Annotated in this window: 14 protein-coding genes; all 14 read right to left on the bottom strand. The window is 31.9% G+C overall.

Annotation, left to right across the window (positions count from 1 at the left end; genetic code table 11):
- Positions 1-3: 3 nt before the first annotated feature.
- Positions 4-1,119 carry a prephenate dehydratase gene (gene pheA / locus J2Z24_RS05100; RefSeq protein ID WP_035149587.1) on the bottom strand — a complete coding sequence of 372 codons (1,116 nt, stop codon included), beginning with the start codon at positions 1,117-1,119 and terminating at the stop codon, positions 4-6.
- Positions 1,119-2,207, bottom strand: coding sequence for a chorismate synthase (gene aroC / locus J2Z24_RS05095; RefSeq protein ID WP_035149588.1), 1,089 nt, complete (start codon positions 2,205-2,207; stop codon positions 1,119-1,121). Before aroC ends, pheA begins: the two co-directional genes overlap by 1 nt.
- The gene (aroA, locus tag J2Z24_RS05090) at positions 2,185-3,468 is read right to left on the bottom strand and encodes a 3-phosphoshikimate 1-carboxyvinyltransferase (RefSeq protein WP_035149590.1); all 1,284 of its coding nucleotides are present in this window, start codon (positions 3,466-3,468) and stop codon (positions 2,185-2,187) included. The genes aroC and aroA overlap by 23 nt, the downstream gene beginning before the upstream one ends.
- 126 nt (positions 3,469-3,594) lie before the next feature.
- Entirely contained in the window at positions 3,595-4,659 is a 1,065-nt protein-coding gene (aroB, locus tag J2Z24_RS05085; RefSeq protein ID WP_035149592.1) for a 3-dehydroquinate synthase, read from the bottom strand.
- A complete protein-coding gene (locus tag J2Z24_RS05080) occupies positions 4,660-5,526 on the bottom strand; it encodes a prephenate dehydrogenase (protein WP_051593354.1) in 867 nt (288 codons plus the stop codon). It lies immediately after the preceding gene.
- A gap of 12 nt (positions 5,527-5,538) precedes the next feature.
- On the bottom strand, positions 5,539-6,552 hold the full coding sequence (gene aroF, locus J2Z24_RS05075; protein ID WP_035149595.1) for a 3-deoxy-7-phosphoheptulonate synthase: 1,014 nt from the start codon (positions 6,550-6,552) through the stop codon (positions 5,539-5,541).
- 170 nt (positions 6,553-6,722) lie between these two features.
- Positions 6,723-6,872 carry a hypothetical protein gene (locus tag J2Z24_RS05070; RefSeq protein ID WP_173680057.1) on the bottom strand — a complete coding sequence of 50 codons (150 nt, stop codon included), beginning with the start codon at positions 6,870-6,872 and terminating at the stop codon, positions 6,723-6,725.
- Between the two features lie 23 nt (positions 6,873-6,895).
- Positions 6,896-8,560, bottom strand: a complete 1,665-nt coding sequence (gene ilvB / locus J2Z24_RS05065; protein WP_035148774.1) for a biosynthetic-type acetolactate synthase large subunit — start codon at positions 8,558-8,560, stop codon at positions 6,896-6,898.
- 5 nt (positions 8,561-8,565) lie between these two features.
- Positions 8,566-10,227: a dihydroxy-acid dehydratase gene (gene ilvD, locus J2Z24_RS05060; RefSeq protein ID WP_035148773.1), complete on the bottom strand. Its 1,662-nt coding sequence runs from the start codon at positions 10,225-10,227 to the stop codon at positions 8,566-8,568.
- Positions 10,228-10,239: 12 nt separating this feature from the next.
- On the bottom strand, positions 10,240-11,313 hold the full coding sequence (gene leuB / locus J2Z24_RS05055) for a 3-isopropylmalate dehydrogenase (RefSeq protein WP_111947761.1): 1,074 nt from the start codon (positions 11,311-11,313) through the stop codon (positions 10,240-10,242).
- A 7-nt stretch (positions 11,314-11,320) separates the two neighbouring features.
- Positions 11,321-11,449, bottom strand: a complete 129-nt coding sequence (locus tag J2Z24_RS21590; RefSeq protein ID WP_276512138.1) for a hypothetical protein — start codon at positions 11,447-11,449, stop codon at positions 11,321-11,323.
- A 126-nt stretch (positions 11,450-11,575) separates the two neighbouring features.
- On the bottom strand, positions 11,576-12,067 hold the full coding sequence (leuD, locus tag J2Z24_RS05050; RefSeq protein ID WP_035148771.1) for a 3-isopropylmalate dehydratase small subunit: 492 nt from the start codon (positions 12,065-12,067) through the stop codon (positions 11,576-11,578).
- Position 12,068: 1 nt separating this feature from the next.
- The gene (leuC, locus tag J2Z24_RS05045; RefSeq protein ID WP_173680056.1) at positions 12,069-13,349 is read right to left on the bottom strand and encodes a 3-isopropylmalate dehydratase large subunit; all 1,281 of its coding nucleotides are present in this window, start codon (positions 13,347-13,349) and stop codon (positions 12,069-12,071) included.
- Positions 13,350-13,360: 11 nt separating this feature from the next.
- Entirely contained in the window at positions 13,361-14,872 is a 1,512-nt protein-coding gene (locus tag J2Z24_RS05040; RefSeq protein ID WP_035148770.1) for a 2-isopropylmalate synthase, read from the bottom strand.
- Between the last annotated feature and the right edge of the window lie 15 nt (positions 14,873-14,887).

Here is a 14,887-nt window from a genome sequence, read left to right as displayed (position 1 = left end):
CTTCTAACTGTTTTTATAATTTCCAAGTATTTTAAAATAACTACTATTGCTTTGGATGTAATTTATAGCTTCTTTCACAGTGTTATCATCTAAATTCCCTTGAAAATCTATATAGAAAAAATATTCCCAAGGTCTTTTTATAACAGGCCTTGATTCTATTCTTATCATATTCAAATTATTTTCCTTAAAAACTCTTAGGCTATTATACAATGCACCTGCCTTATGTGGACTTGAAATTACAATACTTATTGTATCATTATCATTCTTTATTTCTAAATTTTTTCCTATTATTATAAATCTGGTATAGTTATTATTACTATTATTTATGTTAGCCTTTATTATATCTAACCCATATACTTCTGATGCCTTCTTGCTGCCTATGGCAGCCTTATATTTACAATTTTCATTTTTGATCAATTCTGCACTTATTGCTGTATTATAATAAGGAATTAATGTCCAATTGTTATTTTTATTTAAAAATCCACTACTTTGTTTAAAAGCTTGAGAATGAGAATATACTTCTTTTATATCTTCAATTTTCGTTCCTTTTACACCTAATAAATTATGGTCAACCTTTACACATGTACTTCCTACTATATATAATCCATATTCTCGTAAAAGATCATAAACCTCTGTTATGGCACCAGTAGATGAGTTTTCAATAGGTAATACTCCATAATGGATTTTACCATTTTTCAAATCATTAAATACATCTTTAAATTGATTAACTGGATAAACATCTACCTGTTCTCCAAAATACTCAACAAGTGCTTGTTCACTAAATGAGCCTACAGTTCCTTGAAATCCAACCTTAAGTTTACACTGTTTTGTACAATAAATCTGCTCTTTATTATTTATTTGTTCTCCTTGATACTCCTTGCTCGCATCCATTAATTTAATAAAAAAATCTGTAAGATACCTTTGGAGATTTTTATTTTTTAAATAATTAACATTCTTTTTTATTACTTCTTGTTCTCTTGAATTGTTTAATATAGGAATATTATTTTCTTTTTTATACTTAGCTACATTTAATACAATTTCCATTCTCTTCTCAAATAATTCCACCAACTCTTTATCTACATTATCAATTTCATTTCGTAGTTCTTCTAAATACCCCATTATATACTCTTCCTTTCCATTAATAAATCTAATATTACCAGTGCTGTAGCCCCCTCAATTACAGGCACTGCTCTAGGAACTATGCAAGGGTCGTGACGACCTTCTATTTTAATTTGTATATTTTTCTTTTTTTCTATATCTATTGTGTTCTGTATCTTACCGATGGATGGAGTAGGTTTCATAGCTGTGGTAAATATTATAGGCATTCCATTTGTAATTCCTCCTAGTATACCTCCATTATTATTTGTATAGGTTTTAACTTCATTATTCTTTATATAATATTCATCATTAGCCTGAGATGCCGTGAATTTTGCTATATTAAAGCCTTCTCCAAACTCTATTCCCTTTACACCAGGAATAGAAAATATCATATGAGCTATACTACTTTCTACTGAATGGAAGAAAGGTTCTCCAATACCCGCAGGTATATTTATTACAGCCGTTTCTATTGTTCCGCCAACAGAATCTAACTCTTCTTTTGCTTTTAGTATTACCCCCTGCATTTCCTCAGCTTTTTCATCCTTTATAACAGGGAACTTTTTATTTCTCAGTTCTTCTAAAATCTCAGATTTTATATCTATTTTATTAAAGAAATCATCATTTATATTGCCTATACTTTTTATATGGCTTCCAACTATTATATTTTTATCTTTTAAAATCTGTTTAGCTATTGCTCCTGCAAAAACTATAGGAGCTGTTATTCTTCCTGAAAAATGCCCTCCCCCTCTATAATCGTTATATCCACTATACTTTACGTTTCCCGGGAAATCCCCATGGGATGGCCTAACTATATTCTTCATTTTTTCATAATCCTTCGAGTGTTGATCACTATTAGGAATAATCACACATAGAGGAGTACCTGTGGTTCTATTATTAAAATATCCACTTAATATTTGAAATTCATCTTTTTCATTTCTTGCAGTGGATATTTTATCTTTCCCAGGTGCTCTTCTACTCATTTCCATTTTAATATTTTCCAAATCTAATTCCACTCCAGAAGGTAATCCATCTATATTTATACCAATAGCTTTTCCATGGGATTCTCCAAATATAGAAAGCTTAATATTATTTCCCCATACTGCACTCATAAAGTTTTCCTCCTAGTTTTTTAAAATCTTCCCAAAAGTGAGGATAGGATTTATTCACTGCATTGCTATTTGTTATGGTAACTGTCTCTGTACATTTTATTGAAGCAATAGCCAGTGCCATAGCTATTCTATGGTCATTCCAACTATCTACAATGCCGCCTTTTAGCTTTTGTTTACCATTAATTATTAAACCATCCTCTAATTCTTGTACATCTGCTCCTAATTTATTTAATTCTGTAGATATTGCCTTTAATCTATCCGATTCTTTTATTCTAAGTCTTTCTGCATTACCAATTCTTGTTTCCCCTTCACTTAATGCTGCTAGCACTGTAAGTATAGGAACCAAATCTGGACATTGAGAGGCATCTATTATTACTCCTTTTGTTTTTGAAGCCTTCGTTTTAACTAAATCATTATCTATTAGTATATTTCCACCCATTTTTTCTATTAAATCTATGATAACTTTATCTCCTTGCAAAGAATTTATATTTAAATCCTCTCCCTGAATTTCTTCTCCTAATATTCCTGCTACAAGCCAAAAAGCTGCCTGTGAAAAATCCCCCTCTACTTTATAATTTCTATTGATATATCTTTGATCACCCTTTATTAAAAATTCTTTATAATTATTATTTTCTATTTTAATTCCAAATTTATTTAGCATATCTATAGTTAAATCCACATATCCCTTTGATTCTAGTTCAGTGGTTATTATTATTTTTGAATCCCCCTGTAATAATGGAAGGACAAACATAAGCCCTGTTATAAACTGTGAACTTATATTTCCCTTAACTTTAAAAGTTCCAGATTTTAATGTTCCTTCAATTTGTAGTGGTAAATTACCATTGTCATTTATATACTTTATATTTTCACGCTGAAATATTTCATAATAAGTATTAAGTGGACGACTCACTAGTTTACCTCTCCCCTTAAACACTACTTTTTTATTTGAAAGTAATGCTATAGGAATTAAAAACCTAAGAGTGGATCCTGACTCTATGCAATCTATTGTTTCTTTTTGTAAGTTTAAAGGAAAGTTACCTTTGATTATTAGACTTTGCTCACTTTTGTTTTCTATTTTTGCTCCAAAGCTTTCCATACCTTTACAAGTGGCATGAATATCATCAGATAATATTACATTTTCTATATTACTTTCCCCCTGGGCCAAAGCTGCACAAATTACCGCCCTATGACATAAACTTTTTGATGCAGGTATTTTTATTTTTCCCTTAAGTTTACAAGGCTCTATTCTTACAGAATTCATTCTATCATCTCCTTTATATAAGTAGGAATATTGGCTTTATCCAGTAGGTACGCTCCTAAATAAGTCCTTTTAGGTTTTAATTTTATTTAAGTAACCTTCACCTGAAAATAACAATCACTCCATAAATCATATAATATATTTATAAATGTTACTTTTCTCTACTTTATTAATAAACACTTCTCCAATATTATTAAGCAAAACTAAATTAATAAAATCTCCTTCACCCTTTTTATCTAATGATATAGCTTCTATTATTTTTTCCTTGTCAATATTGTTTTCTTCATAAGGAAGATTATATTTATTTAACACTTTCTTTATTGAATCTGAAGTTCCCTTTTCAGTTAGCCCCATATCTTCACTATGTTTTGTTATGGTATACATACCTATTGCCACAGCCTCACCATGAGTATATTTTTCAAAATTAAAATATTTCTCTAAACTGTGTCCTATAGTATGTCCAAAGTTTAAAATCATTCTTTCCCCTGTATCTTTCTCATCTCTTTCTACTACCTGCTTTTTAATATTACAGCAGGTATAGATTATTTCTTCAATATCATAAAGAAGATCTTCTTTATGTTCCATATTTAATAACTTATAAAATAAATTTTTATTCCTTATACACGCATACTTTATTACTTCACCCATCCCATCATATAAAAATCTTTTATCTAAAGTTTTTAAAAGATGTGGATCAATGAATACAGCTTTAGGGTGATAGAAATTTCCTATAAGATTTTTCCCTCTAGGTAAATCTACAGCAACCTTTCCTCCTATGCTGCTGTCTATCTGCGCTAGAAGTGATGTAGGAATTTGAATAAATGGTACTCCTCTTAGAAAAGTAGCCGCTGCAAATCCTCCTAAATCTCCAACTACTCCCCCACCTAAAGCAATTATTAAATCTCCTCTTTTTATTCCTAAGTCTAGCATCTTGTCATAAACCTGCAAAAGCACTTCAAAGCTCTTGCTTTTTTCTCCTGGTTTAATTACTATTTTTTCCACTTTAAAATTGCTATGCTTCAGATTATTTTTCACCTTTTCTCCATAAAAGTAATCTACATTTTCATCTGTTATTATAACTATATTTTTTCCATTATATATGTTTTTTATTTTATCTCCTATAGAATTAATTAATCCATTTTCAATATATATATTGTAGCTTTTATCTATAAGATTTATATTTAATTCTTTCAACTATGAAATCTCCCTTCTTCTCCTGCTAGATTCATCAAATTCTTTTTGAAGGATTTCTCTTTCTTCATTTATTATAGCCTTTTTTAATACTTTAATATTCTTTTCAAATATTTCAATATGTTTAACTAGATTTTCCTTATTCCCTATAAATAATTCTGTCCACAAATCGCCATTTATTTGAGCTATTCTTGTAAGTTCTTTATAACTGTCCCCAATAAATAGACCTGTATTTATACCCAAATTATCGCTATTTATTAAAGCTACTGCTATAACATGAGGAAGCTGGCTGGTAAAGGCTATAGCATTATCATGAATTTCTGGACTAATCTTAGTAACACTTTTAAAACCAACTTCCTTAGCTATAGTTTCAATGATTTTAATACTTTTTTCCTTGTTTCTTCTATTAGGGGTTATAATGTAATTTGCTCCTTTAAACACTTCCGCTGATGCATATTCTAATCCTTTCTTCTCTCTTCCAGCCATAGGATGTCCAAATACAAAATCCACATTTTTCGGTAATAAATTATTTATTTCCTCTATAACACCAGTCTTAATTCCAGTTACATCTGTTATAATTGCTCCTGCTTTAAAATTGTTAATATTATCTTCAATAAATTTTTTAACTAATGCTGGATATAAACATATTATAACTAAATCTGAATTATTTAAAGGAATTTTCCCATCCGTATACCCTTTATCTATAATATTTAGTTCTTCTGCTGTTCTCAATGCTTTATTATCTATATCTACTGCCCATATGCTTTTAGGCTTTAATTTTCCTAAAGCCATAGCATATGAACCCCCCACTAGTCCCAATCCTACAATAGTTATGTTAAATCTATTTATATTAAAATCATCTTCTTTCATTATAATCCTCCTCTATATTTCTCTATCTACTATTTGTGCTATTTGTTTTAATGACTGCATTAATGATTCAAATCTTTCTGGTTTAATTGATTGTTGCCCATCACATTTAGCATTACCTGGATCATTGTGAACTTCTATTATTAAGCCATCAGCTCCTACAGCTAAAGCTGCTTTTGATAATGGTTCTACCATCCACCACATTCCTGCAGCATGACTAGGGTCCACTATTACTGGAAGGTGGCTTAGTTTTTTAATTGCAGGTATAGCACTTAAATCTAATGTATTTCTTGTGTATGTTTCAAAAGTTCTTATACCTCTTTCACAAAGTATTACATTTTCATTCCCTTCAGCCATTATATATTCAGCAGACATTAGGAATTCTTCTATAGTAGCACTAAGTCCTCTCTTTAAAAGTATAGGCTTATTAGTTCTTCCTACTTCTCTTAATAGATCAAAATTTTGCATATTCCTTGCACCAATTTGTATTACATCTACATCTTCCACAAATCTTTCTATCAAATATGGTGACATAAGTTCTGTAACAATAGGCAGTCCTGTCTTTTCTCTTGCATATTTTAATATTTCAAGTCCATCTTCTTTTAATCCTTGAAAGCTATAGGGTGAAGTTCTTGGCTTAAAAGCTCCCCCTCTTAAAAATCCAGCTCCTGAACCTTTAACGCTTTCTGCTATTGTTAAAATTTGTTCATGGCTTTCTACAGAACAAGGCCCTGCAATTATTGCTATTTCCTTTCCTCCAATTAATCTATCTTTTACAGCTACTACAGTATTTTGTGGATGAAAAAGTCTATTGGCCTTTTTGTAAGGTTCCTGCACATATACTACTTTTTTAACATCTCTATTCCTCTCAATTTCATCAGCACTAATTCTAGTTGTATCTCCTACCAATCCTAATATATGGTGATTTTGTCCACATGACTCATGCACTTCAACCCCCATACCTTCTAATTGCACTTTTAGAGCCTCAATACTTTCTTTTGTTGCTTCTGGTGTCATAATAACTATCATAATAATATCCTCCTTATTAATTAAATTTTTTATAAAAAATTGCTATGCAATCTTTTTACTTATCTATAAATTTGAAATTTTATAATATTTATATATAAAAAAACAAGGCTCGCTAACGAGCCTTGTTTTAAAAATAGTTACACTTAAATATGTGTTACTCCAATAATTGTTCATGTATTATATACTTTCCAAAACTCATTAGAAAAAGAATTATTTATTTTTTTGTATGCAAAATAACCATAGCTAAAAAAGTAATAACTAAGGCTAAAAAAGTAATAATTAAATTCTCTATTTAACTCTTTTCTAACAAGCTTTTTCATAATACTTACCTCCTAATATATTTTTAATCCAATATCAACATTTCTTCTATATTAGCTCCAGGCGGTACTATAGGTACAGCCATAGCACCTTTATCTACAAAACAATCTACAACAACTGGTCCATTATGTTCTACAGCTTTTTTTAAAGCATCTTCTATTTCTTCATTTCTATTTATACTAATTCCTAGTACTCCATAAGCTTCTCCTATTTTAGCAAAATCTATTTCTCTTTTGGATGTTGTTTCAGAAAATCTCTTTTTATAAAAAAGGTTCTGCCACTGTCTTACCATACCTAAAACCCCATTATTAAGTACAATAATCTTAACAGGTATATTGTACTCAACTACTGTGGCTAGTTCATTACAATTCATTTTAAAACTTCCATCCCCAGCTATATTGAATACTTGTATATTTTTAGCTATACTAGCACCTATTGCTGCGCCAAATCCATAACCCATAGTTCCTAATCCTCCAGAAGATATGAAGGTTTTCGGGGTTTTGAATGTATATCCTTGAGTTGCCCATATTTGATTTTGTCCAACTTCTGTGGTTATAATAGCTTCTCCCCTTGTAAATTCATATAATTTCCTTATAAGATAAATTGGATTTACTGAATCCTTGGGATTTACTTTTAAACTTCTTGCTCTCTCTTCTTTAATTAAATTAAGAGCAAATTCTGTCCATGGATTTTCTTCTCTTTTTTCTAATTTACTACTTAATTCTTTTAAAACATCACACACATTTCCTATAATCCATGAGTTAGCCTTTATATTCTTACAAACTTCTGCTTCATCTATATCTATATGAATTACCTTTGTGTTTTTTGCAAAGGTATTAGCATTGCTTATCACTCTATCACTAAATCTAGCTCCAACAGCTATAATAAGATCACTTTCACAAATACATTTATTAGATGCTAAAGTTCCATGCATACCAACCATTCCTGTGAACATAGGATGGGTTCCATCAAAAGACCCTAATCCCATCATTGTGGAACAAATTGGACATTTTAATTTATCTTGAAATTTTAAAAGTTCTTCTTGAGTATTGGAAATATTACATCCTCCACCTACAACAATAACTGGCTTTTTACTTTCATTTATTACACCTAAAGCCCTATCTATTTCTTCTTGCTTAATAGGGGTTATAGGGATAGCCTTTACTTCTTCATTATAAAATTCATATACCGCCGCTGTTATATCTTTAGGTATATCCACTAAAACTGGACCCGGTCTTCCCTTCTTAGCTATATAAAAGGCCTTTCTTATTACAGGTGCTAAATCTTCTATTCTTTTTACTATAAAATTATGTTTAGTTATGGGCATAGTAATATCTACTATATCAACTTCTTGAAAAGAATCCTTTCCAATTAAGCTTGTAGGAACTTGTCCTGTTATAGCTACCATAGGCACAGAATCCATATAAGCATTAGCAATACCTGTTACAAGATTTGTTGCCCCAGGTCCTGAAGTAGCAATACAGACTCCGACTTTTCCTGTAGCTCTGGCGTAACCATCTGCCGCATGTGCTGCAGCTTGTTCATGAGCTGTACGTATATGTGTTATGCCTTCAAATGAATATAATTCATCATATATATTTAGCACTGCTCCTCCTGGATACCCAAAAATAGTATCAACGCCCTGTTCTTTCAAACATTCTAATATAATTCTGGCACCTGTATATTTCATTTGAATCACTCCTTTATATCTTCAAAAACTGCTCCTTTACAAGCTGAGGATACTAACTTTCTATAAAATTTTAAATATCCTTCTACAGATTTCATCTTAACTTCTGGTTTTCTTTTATCTAATTCTTCTTTATCAACCAATAAATTAAGTGTTCTATTTTCTATATCTATTTCTATTAAATCTCCTTCTTTAACTAATGCAATAGGACCTGCTTCTGCTGCTTCTGGTGAAACATGACCTATAGAAGCTCCTCTTGTGGCTCCAGAAAATCTTCCATCTGTTATAAGTGCCACTGTTTTGTCATATCCCATACCCGCTAAAAGTGCTGTAGGAGAGAGCATTTCTTTCATTCCTGGGCCTCCTTTTGGGCCTTCATATCTTATTACTACTACATCTCCATGATTTATTTTTCCACCTAGTATGGATTCTGCCACTTCTTCTTCGCTGTCAAATACTCTAGCTTTTCCAATATGTTTCATCATTTCAGGAGCCACAGCAGATTTTTTTACTACTGCTCCTTCTGGTGCTAAACTTCCTTTTAGCACCACAAGTCCACCGGTACTGCTATATGGATTATTTATATCTCTTATAACTTCTTTATTTTTAACTTCAGTCTCTTTTACATTTTCATAAATATTTTTTCCCGTAACAGTTAAACAGTTTTTATTTAAAAGATTTTGTCTAGCAAGTAAATTAAGTAACGCAGGTATTCCTCCTGCCATATGCAAATCTTCTATATGATCCTTGCCTGCTGGACTAAGTCTACATAGATTAGGGGTTTTAGCACTTATTTCATTAACCTTATCAAAGCTTATGTCCACTCCCACTTCTCTTGCTATAGCTGGAAGATGAAGTAAAGAATTTGTAGAACATCCAAGTGCCATATCCGCAGTTATAGCATTCATAAATGTATCTTCTGTCAATATGTCTGAAGGCTTAATGCCTTTTTTAACAAGCTCCACAATTTTCATTCCAGTTTTTTTTGCAAGTCTTAGTCTTTCTGCAAAAACTGCTGGTGTGGTTCCATTATAAGGAAGTGCCATACCTAAAACCTCAGATAGACAGTTCATAGAATTTGCTGTAAACATTCCAGAACAAGAACCACATCCAGGACAAGCTGTATTTTCCATTTCCAGAAGTTCCTCTTCTGTCATTTTGCCAGCTTTAACTGCTCCCACTGCTTCAAACACAGAACTTAAATCTGTTACTTTTCCATTAGTTTTTCCAGCCAGCATTGGCCCTCCGCTTACAAGTATTGCTGGTATATTTACTCTAGCAGCTGCCATAAGCATGCCTGGGACAACCTTATCACAATTAGGAAGTAAAACTAATCCATCAAAGGCGTGAGCATTGGCAACTACTTCAACACTATCTGCAATTATTTGTCTTGATGGGAGAGAATAACTCATTCCTTTGTGATTCATAGCTATTCCATCACATACCGCTATAGTACTAAATTCAACAGGTACTCCACCTGCCAATCTTATACCATCTTTAACTGCTTGAGCGATTTTATCTAAGTTCATATGTCCTGGCACTATTTCGCTATAGGAGTTAGCAATACCTATAAGTGGTCTATCCATTTCTTCATCTATAAAACCTAAAGCTTTAAATAATGCTCGATGAGGTGCTTTTTCTAAGCCTTTTCTGCAATCATCTGATTTCATGTGCATTCCTCCTTAAATTTCTTGTAAAACCAATTCTCCCATTTCTTTTGTTCCAACCTTTATCATGCCCTCTGTCCATATATCTGGTGTTCTATAACCCTTATTTAAAACATTTTTAACTGCATTTTCTATGTCTTTTGCCGCTTCAGTCATGTTAAAAGAATAATCTAACATCATAGCAGCTGAAAGTATTTGAGCTAGTGGATTTGCTATGTTTTTACCTGCTATATCTGGCGCAGAACCGTGAATAGGTTCATACATGCCATAAGCACCTTGTCCAACACTCCATGAAGCCAGCATACCTATGGATCCTGTAAGCATTGAAGCTTCATCTGATAATATATCTCCAAATATGTTATTTGTAAGTATTACATCAAATTGTGAAGGTTCTTTTACAAGCTGCATAGCTGCATTATCTACATACATATGGTTTAGCTTAACTTCTGGATATTCTTTTGAAACTTCTGTTACAACTTTTCTCCAAAGCCTTGAAGAATCCAATACATTTGCTTTATCTATAGATGTAACTTTCTTTCTTCTATTCATTGCTGATCTAAATGCTACATGGGCAATTCTTTTAACTTCTTCTAAAGTATAGGCTTCCGTATCATACGCTTTTTCTGTTCCATTTTCAATGACTGTCCCTCTTTTTCCAAAGTAAATTCCACCTATTAATTCTCTTACTACTAAAAGATCTATGCCCTTTTCTACTAATGAATCTTTAAGAGGAGATGCTGATTTTAGTTCATCAAAAACCTTAGCTGGTCTTAAGTTAGCATATAATCCTAGCTCCGATCTTAATTTTAAAAGTGCTTTCTCTGGTCTTCTCTCACCTGGAAGAGTATCCCACTTAGGTCCTCCTATGGCTCCTAAAAATAATGCATTACACTGTTTGCACTTTTCTATAGTTTCTTTAGGAAGTGCTTCCCCATAAGCATCTATTGCACATCCTCCCGCTTTTAATTCTATACAGTTAAACTTTGTATTATATTTTTCTGATATTTTGTTTAAAATTTTCAATGCCTGCTCTGTTATTTCTACCCCAATTCCATCTCCTGGCACTACCGCTATTTTAAACTCTTTCAAACTCATATTAGTCGCCCCCTTCTACATTTCTTTCAATTATTATTGATGACTGTCCCCAATAATCATCAATAATTTTTACAATTACTTTCATCAATTTTAAATGACTGTCCCCACATACTTTAAATGAACTTTTCAATAACTGTCCTCATATAACATATAAATTCTCTACAATGCTTGTTCTTAATAGCTATAAATCCATAACTTTACTGTTATAATATAATGACTGTCCCAAACAGTTTTACAATAAGTTTTCTTATTCTAATTAAAACAATCCATTCTTTACACAGTTTATTAGTCCATTATTTTTCATTATGTTTATCATAAATTCTGGGAAAGCTTGTGCTTTATATTCTTTATTTAAAGTGATATTTTTTATTAAACCTTTTTCAAAATCCACTTCTAATTGATGTCCATTTTCCACATCATTTACTGCTTCTTCACATTCAAGTATTGGAAAACCTATATTTATAGAGTTTCTATAAAATATTCTTGCAAAGCTTTTTGCTATTACGCAGGAAACTCCAGCTGCTTTTATAGCTATAGGAGCATGTTCTCTAGAGGAGCCGCATCCAAAATTTTTCCCAGCAACTAAAATGTCCCCTTTATTTAATTTGTTTAAAAACTCCTTGTCCAAATCTTCCATACAATACTTTGCTAATTCTTCTGGCACTGATGTATTTAAATATCTAGCCGGTATTATAACGTCTGTGTCTATATTATCTCCATATTTTAAAACCTTACCTAAAGCCTTCATCTTACAAACCAACCTCCTCTGGTGATGCAATTTTACCTAATATAGCAGATGCTGCTGCTACTGCTGGACTAGCTAAATACACTTCACTTTCTGGATGTCCCATTCTTCCTACAAAATTTCTATTTGTAGTAGCTACAGCTCTTTCTCCTGCTGCTAAAATTCCCATATGTCCTCCAAGACACGGTCCACAAGTTGGTGTACTAAATACTGCACCTGCTTCTACAAATATTTTTACTAACCCTTCCTCTATTGCCTGCAAATAAATATTTTGAGTTCCTGGAAACACTATTAACCTAACTCCTTTTTTTACCTTGTTTCCTTTCAAAATAGATGCTGCAATCCTCAAATCATCCATTCTTCCATTAGTACAAGATCCAATTACTACTTGATCTATCTTTACTTCTCCAACTTCATCTATGGTTCTAGTGTTTTCTGGAAGATGTGGAAATGCCACTGTAGGCTTTATAAGGCTTAAATTTATTTCATAAACTTCGCTATATTCTGCATCTTCATCCGCTTGAAAAATTTTAGCCTCTCTTTGAGAACGGCCTTTCATATATTCTAAAGTCTTTTCATCTACAGGAAATATTCCATTCTTTGCTCCTGCTTCTATGGCCATATTAGCTATGGTAAATCTATCATCCATAGAAAGTTCTTTTACTCCCTCTCCTGTAAACTCCATTGATTTATATAGTGCTCCATCTACCCCTATCATTCCTATAATGTGTAGTATTACATCCTTTCCTGATACCCATTTGGAAAGCTTACTCTTTAAAACAAACTTTATACCCTCTGGAACTTTAAACCAAGTCTTTCCTGTTGCCATTCCTACTGCCATATCCGTACTTCCTACTCCTGTAGAAAAAACTCCTAAAGCTCCATAAGTACATGTATGTGAATCTGCTCCTATTATTACATCTCCAGGAACTGCTAACCCTTTCTCCGGTATCAAAGCATGCTCTATTCCCATTTCACCTACTTCAAAATAATTGGTTATTTCCTTATCACATACAAATTCTCTGACAAATTTGCAGTGTTCTGCTGATTTTATATCTTTATTAGGTGTAAAATGATCAGGAACTATAGCTATTTTATCTTTATGAAAAACATTATTCATATTCATATTATTAAATGCTTTAACAGCAACAGGTGTTGTTACATCATTTCCAAGAACTAAATCTAAATTAGCTGTAATAAGTTGTCCTGCTTCTACATATTCAACCCCTGCATGTTCTGCCAATATCTTTTGCGTCATGGTCATAGATTTTTTTGTATTACTCATTTATTAATCACCTAACTCTCATCAATCATCTTATTTATAGCATTTATATAAGAATTAATACTAGCTTCCATAACATCCTCTGAAATGTCCTTACCTATAAAAATTTCTCCTTTTCCATTCATTATCTTTACAGTTACTTCTCCTAGGGCATCTTTTCCATCTGTAACTGATGCTATAGAATAGTCTTTAAGCTTTATATTCATGCCTATGGCTCTTTCTACAGCTTTAAAGGCTGCATCTATAGATCCATCTCCTACAGCAACTTCAGTAAACAATTCATCTCCTTTTAATATTTCCACTGCCGCTGTAGAAACTATATGATTTCCACTATTAATTTGAAAGGATTTAAGTTTATATGTTTCATTAAAATACTTTTTAAAATGTACAATTGCTTCTATATCCTTAGATGTTATGTTTTTTTTCTTATCTGTTAGCTCTTTAAATTTTTTGAATGCTTCTTCTAATTCTTCCTTTTCAAGCTCTATTCCCATATCTTCTAAATAATTATTAAAAGCATGTCTTCCTGAATGTTTTCCAAGCACAATTCCTGAATTATTACTTATTCCAATTGACTCTGGTAAAATTATTTCATAAGTACTTTTTTCTTTTAAAATTCCATCTTGATGTATGCCTGATTCATGTGCAAAAGCATTAGCTCCTACAATAGATTTATTAGGCTGCACATTTATTCCTGTAAGTGAACTTACCAACTTACTTGTTCTATATAGCTGTTTAGTATTTAAATTTGTATGAACTCCTAAGGAATCTTTTTTTACATCAATAGTCATAGCTATTTCTTCTAAGGCTGCATTTCCAGCTCTTTCCCCAAGACCGTTTATAGCACATTCTATCTGGGTTGCTCCTGCCATAACACCATATAAACTATTTGCCACTGCCATACCTAGATCATCATGACAATGTACACTTATTTCTACATTTTCTATTCCCTCTGTATTTTCCATTATATATTTAATAAATTTATAATAATCCTCAGGCAAAGCATAGCCCACTGTATCTGGTATGTTAATTACAGTTGCTCCTGCTTTAATAACCTTTGAAAAAATATTACATAAAAAGTCTGGATCACTTCTATAAGCATCCTCTGCTGAAAATTCTACATCTTTGCATAAACCTTTTGCATAAGATACCATTTGTACTGCTTTTTCTAAAACTTCTTCTTTACTCATTTCAAGTTTATACTTCATATGAATATCTGAAGTAGCTATAAAGGTATGTATTCTAGGATTTACAGCTTCTTTTATTGCCTCCCACGCACAGTCTATATCACTTTTATTAGCTCTACATAAAGCTGCTACTGTAGACTTTTTTATTTCCTTTGATATAGCTTTTACTGCTAGGAGGTCTCCTTTTGAAGAAAATGGAAAACCAGCTTCAATAACATCTACATTTAAAGCTTCTAATTGCTTTGCAATCATTACTTTTTCTTTTATATTCAAATTAACTCCCGGAGTCTGTTCTCCATCCCTCAATGTAGTATCAAATATTTTTATAGCTCTACTCATTTTGTGCCTCCTTTC

The organism is Clostridium tetanomorphum (assembly GCF_017873215.1).
GTDB lineage: Bacteria > Bacillota > Clostridia > Clostridiales > Clostridiaceae > Clostridium_AO > Clostridium_AO tetanomorphum.
Note: the sequence above shows the minus strand (reverse complement) of the source record. Positions and strands in the feature narration are given on the sequence as shown.

Excerpts from the sequence above, each read along its gene's own strand:
- J2Z24_RS05040 (WP_035148770.1), bottom strand. The coding sequence starts at position 14,872 with ATGAGTAGAGCTATAAAAATATTTGATACTACATTGAGGGATGGAGAA.
- leuC (WP_173680056.1), bottom strand. The coding sequence starts at position 13,349 with ATGAGTAATACAAAAAAATCTATGACCATGACGCAAAAGATATTGGCA.
- pheA (WP_035149587.1), bottom strand. The coding sequence starts at position 1,119 with ATGGGGTATTTAGAAGAACTACGAAATGAAATTGATAATGTAGATAAA.
- aroF (WP_035149595.1), bottom strand. The coding sequence starts at position 6,552 with ATGATAGTTATTATGACACCAGAAGCAACAAAAGAAAGTATTGAGGCT.
- J2Z24_RS05070 (WP_173680057.1), bottom strand. The coding sequence starts at position 6,872 with ATGAAAAAGCTTGTTAGAAAAGAGTTAAATAGAGAATTTAATTATTAC.
- aroA (WP_035149590.1), bottom strand. The coding sequence starts at position 3,468 with ATGAATTCTGTAAGAATAGAGCCTTGTAAACTTAAGGGAAAAATAAAA.
- aroC (WP_035149588.1), bottom strand. The coding sequence starts at position 2,207 with ATGAGTGCAGTATGGGGAAATAATATTAAGCTTTCTATATTTGGAGAA.
- leuD (WP_035148771.1), bottom strand. The coding sequence starts at position 12,067 with ATGAAGGCTTTAGGTAAGGTTTTAAAATATGGAGATAATATAGACACA.
- ilvB (WP_035148774.1), bottom strand. The coding sequence starts at position 8,560 with ATGAAATATACAGGTGCCAGAATTATATTAGAATGTTTGAAAGAACAG.
- ilvD (WP_035148773.1), bottom strand. The coding sequence starts at position 10,227 with ATGAAATCAGATGATTGCAGAAAAGGCTTAGAAAAAGCACCTCATCGA.
- J2Z24_RS05080 (WP_051593354.1), bottom strand. The coding sequence starts at position 5,526 with ATGAAAGAAGATGATTTTAATATAAATAGATTTAACATAACTATTGTA.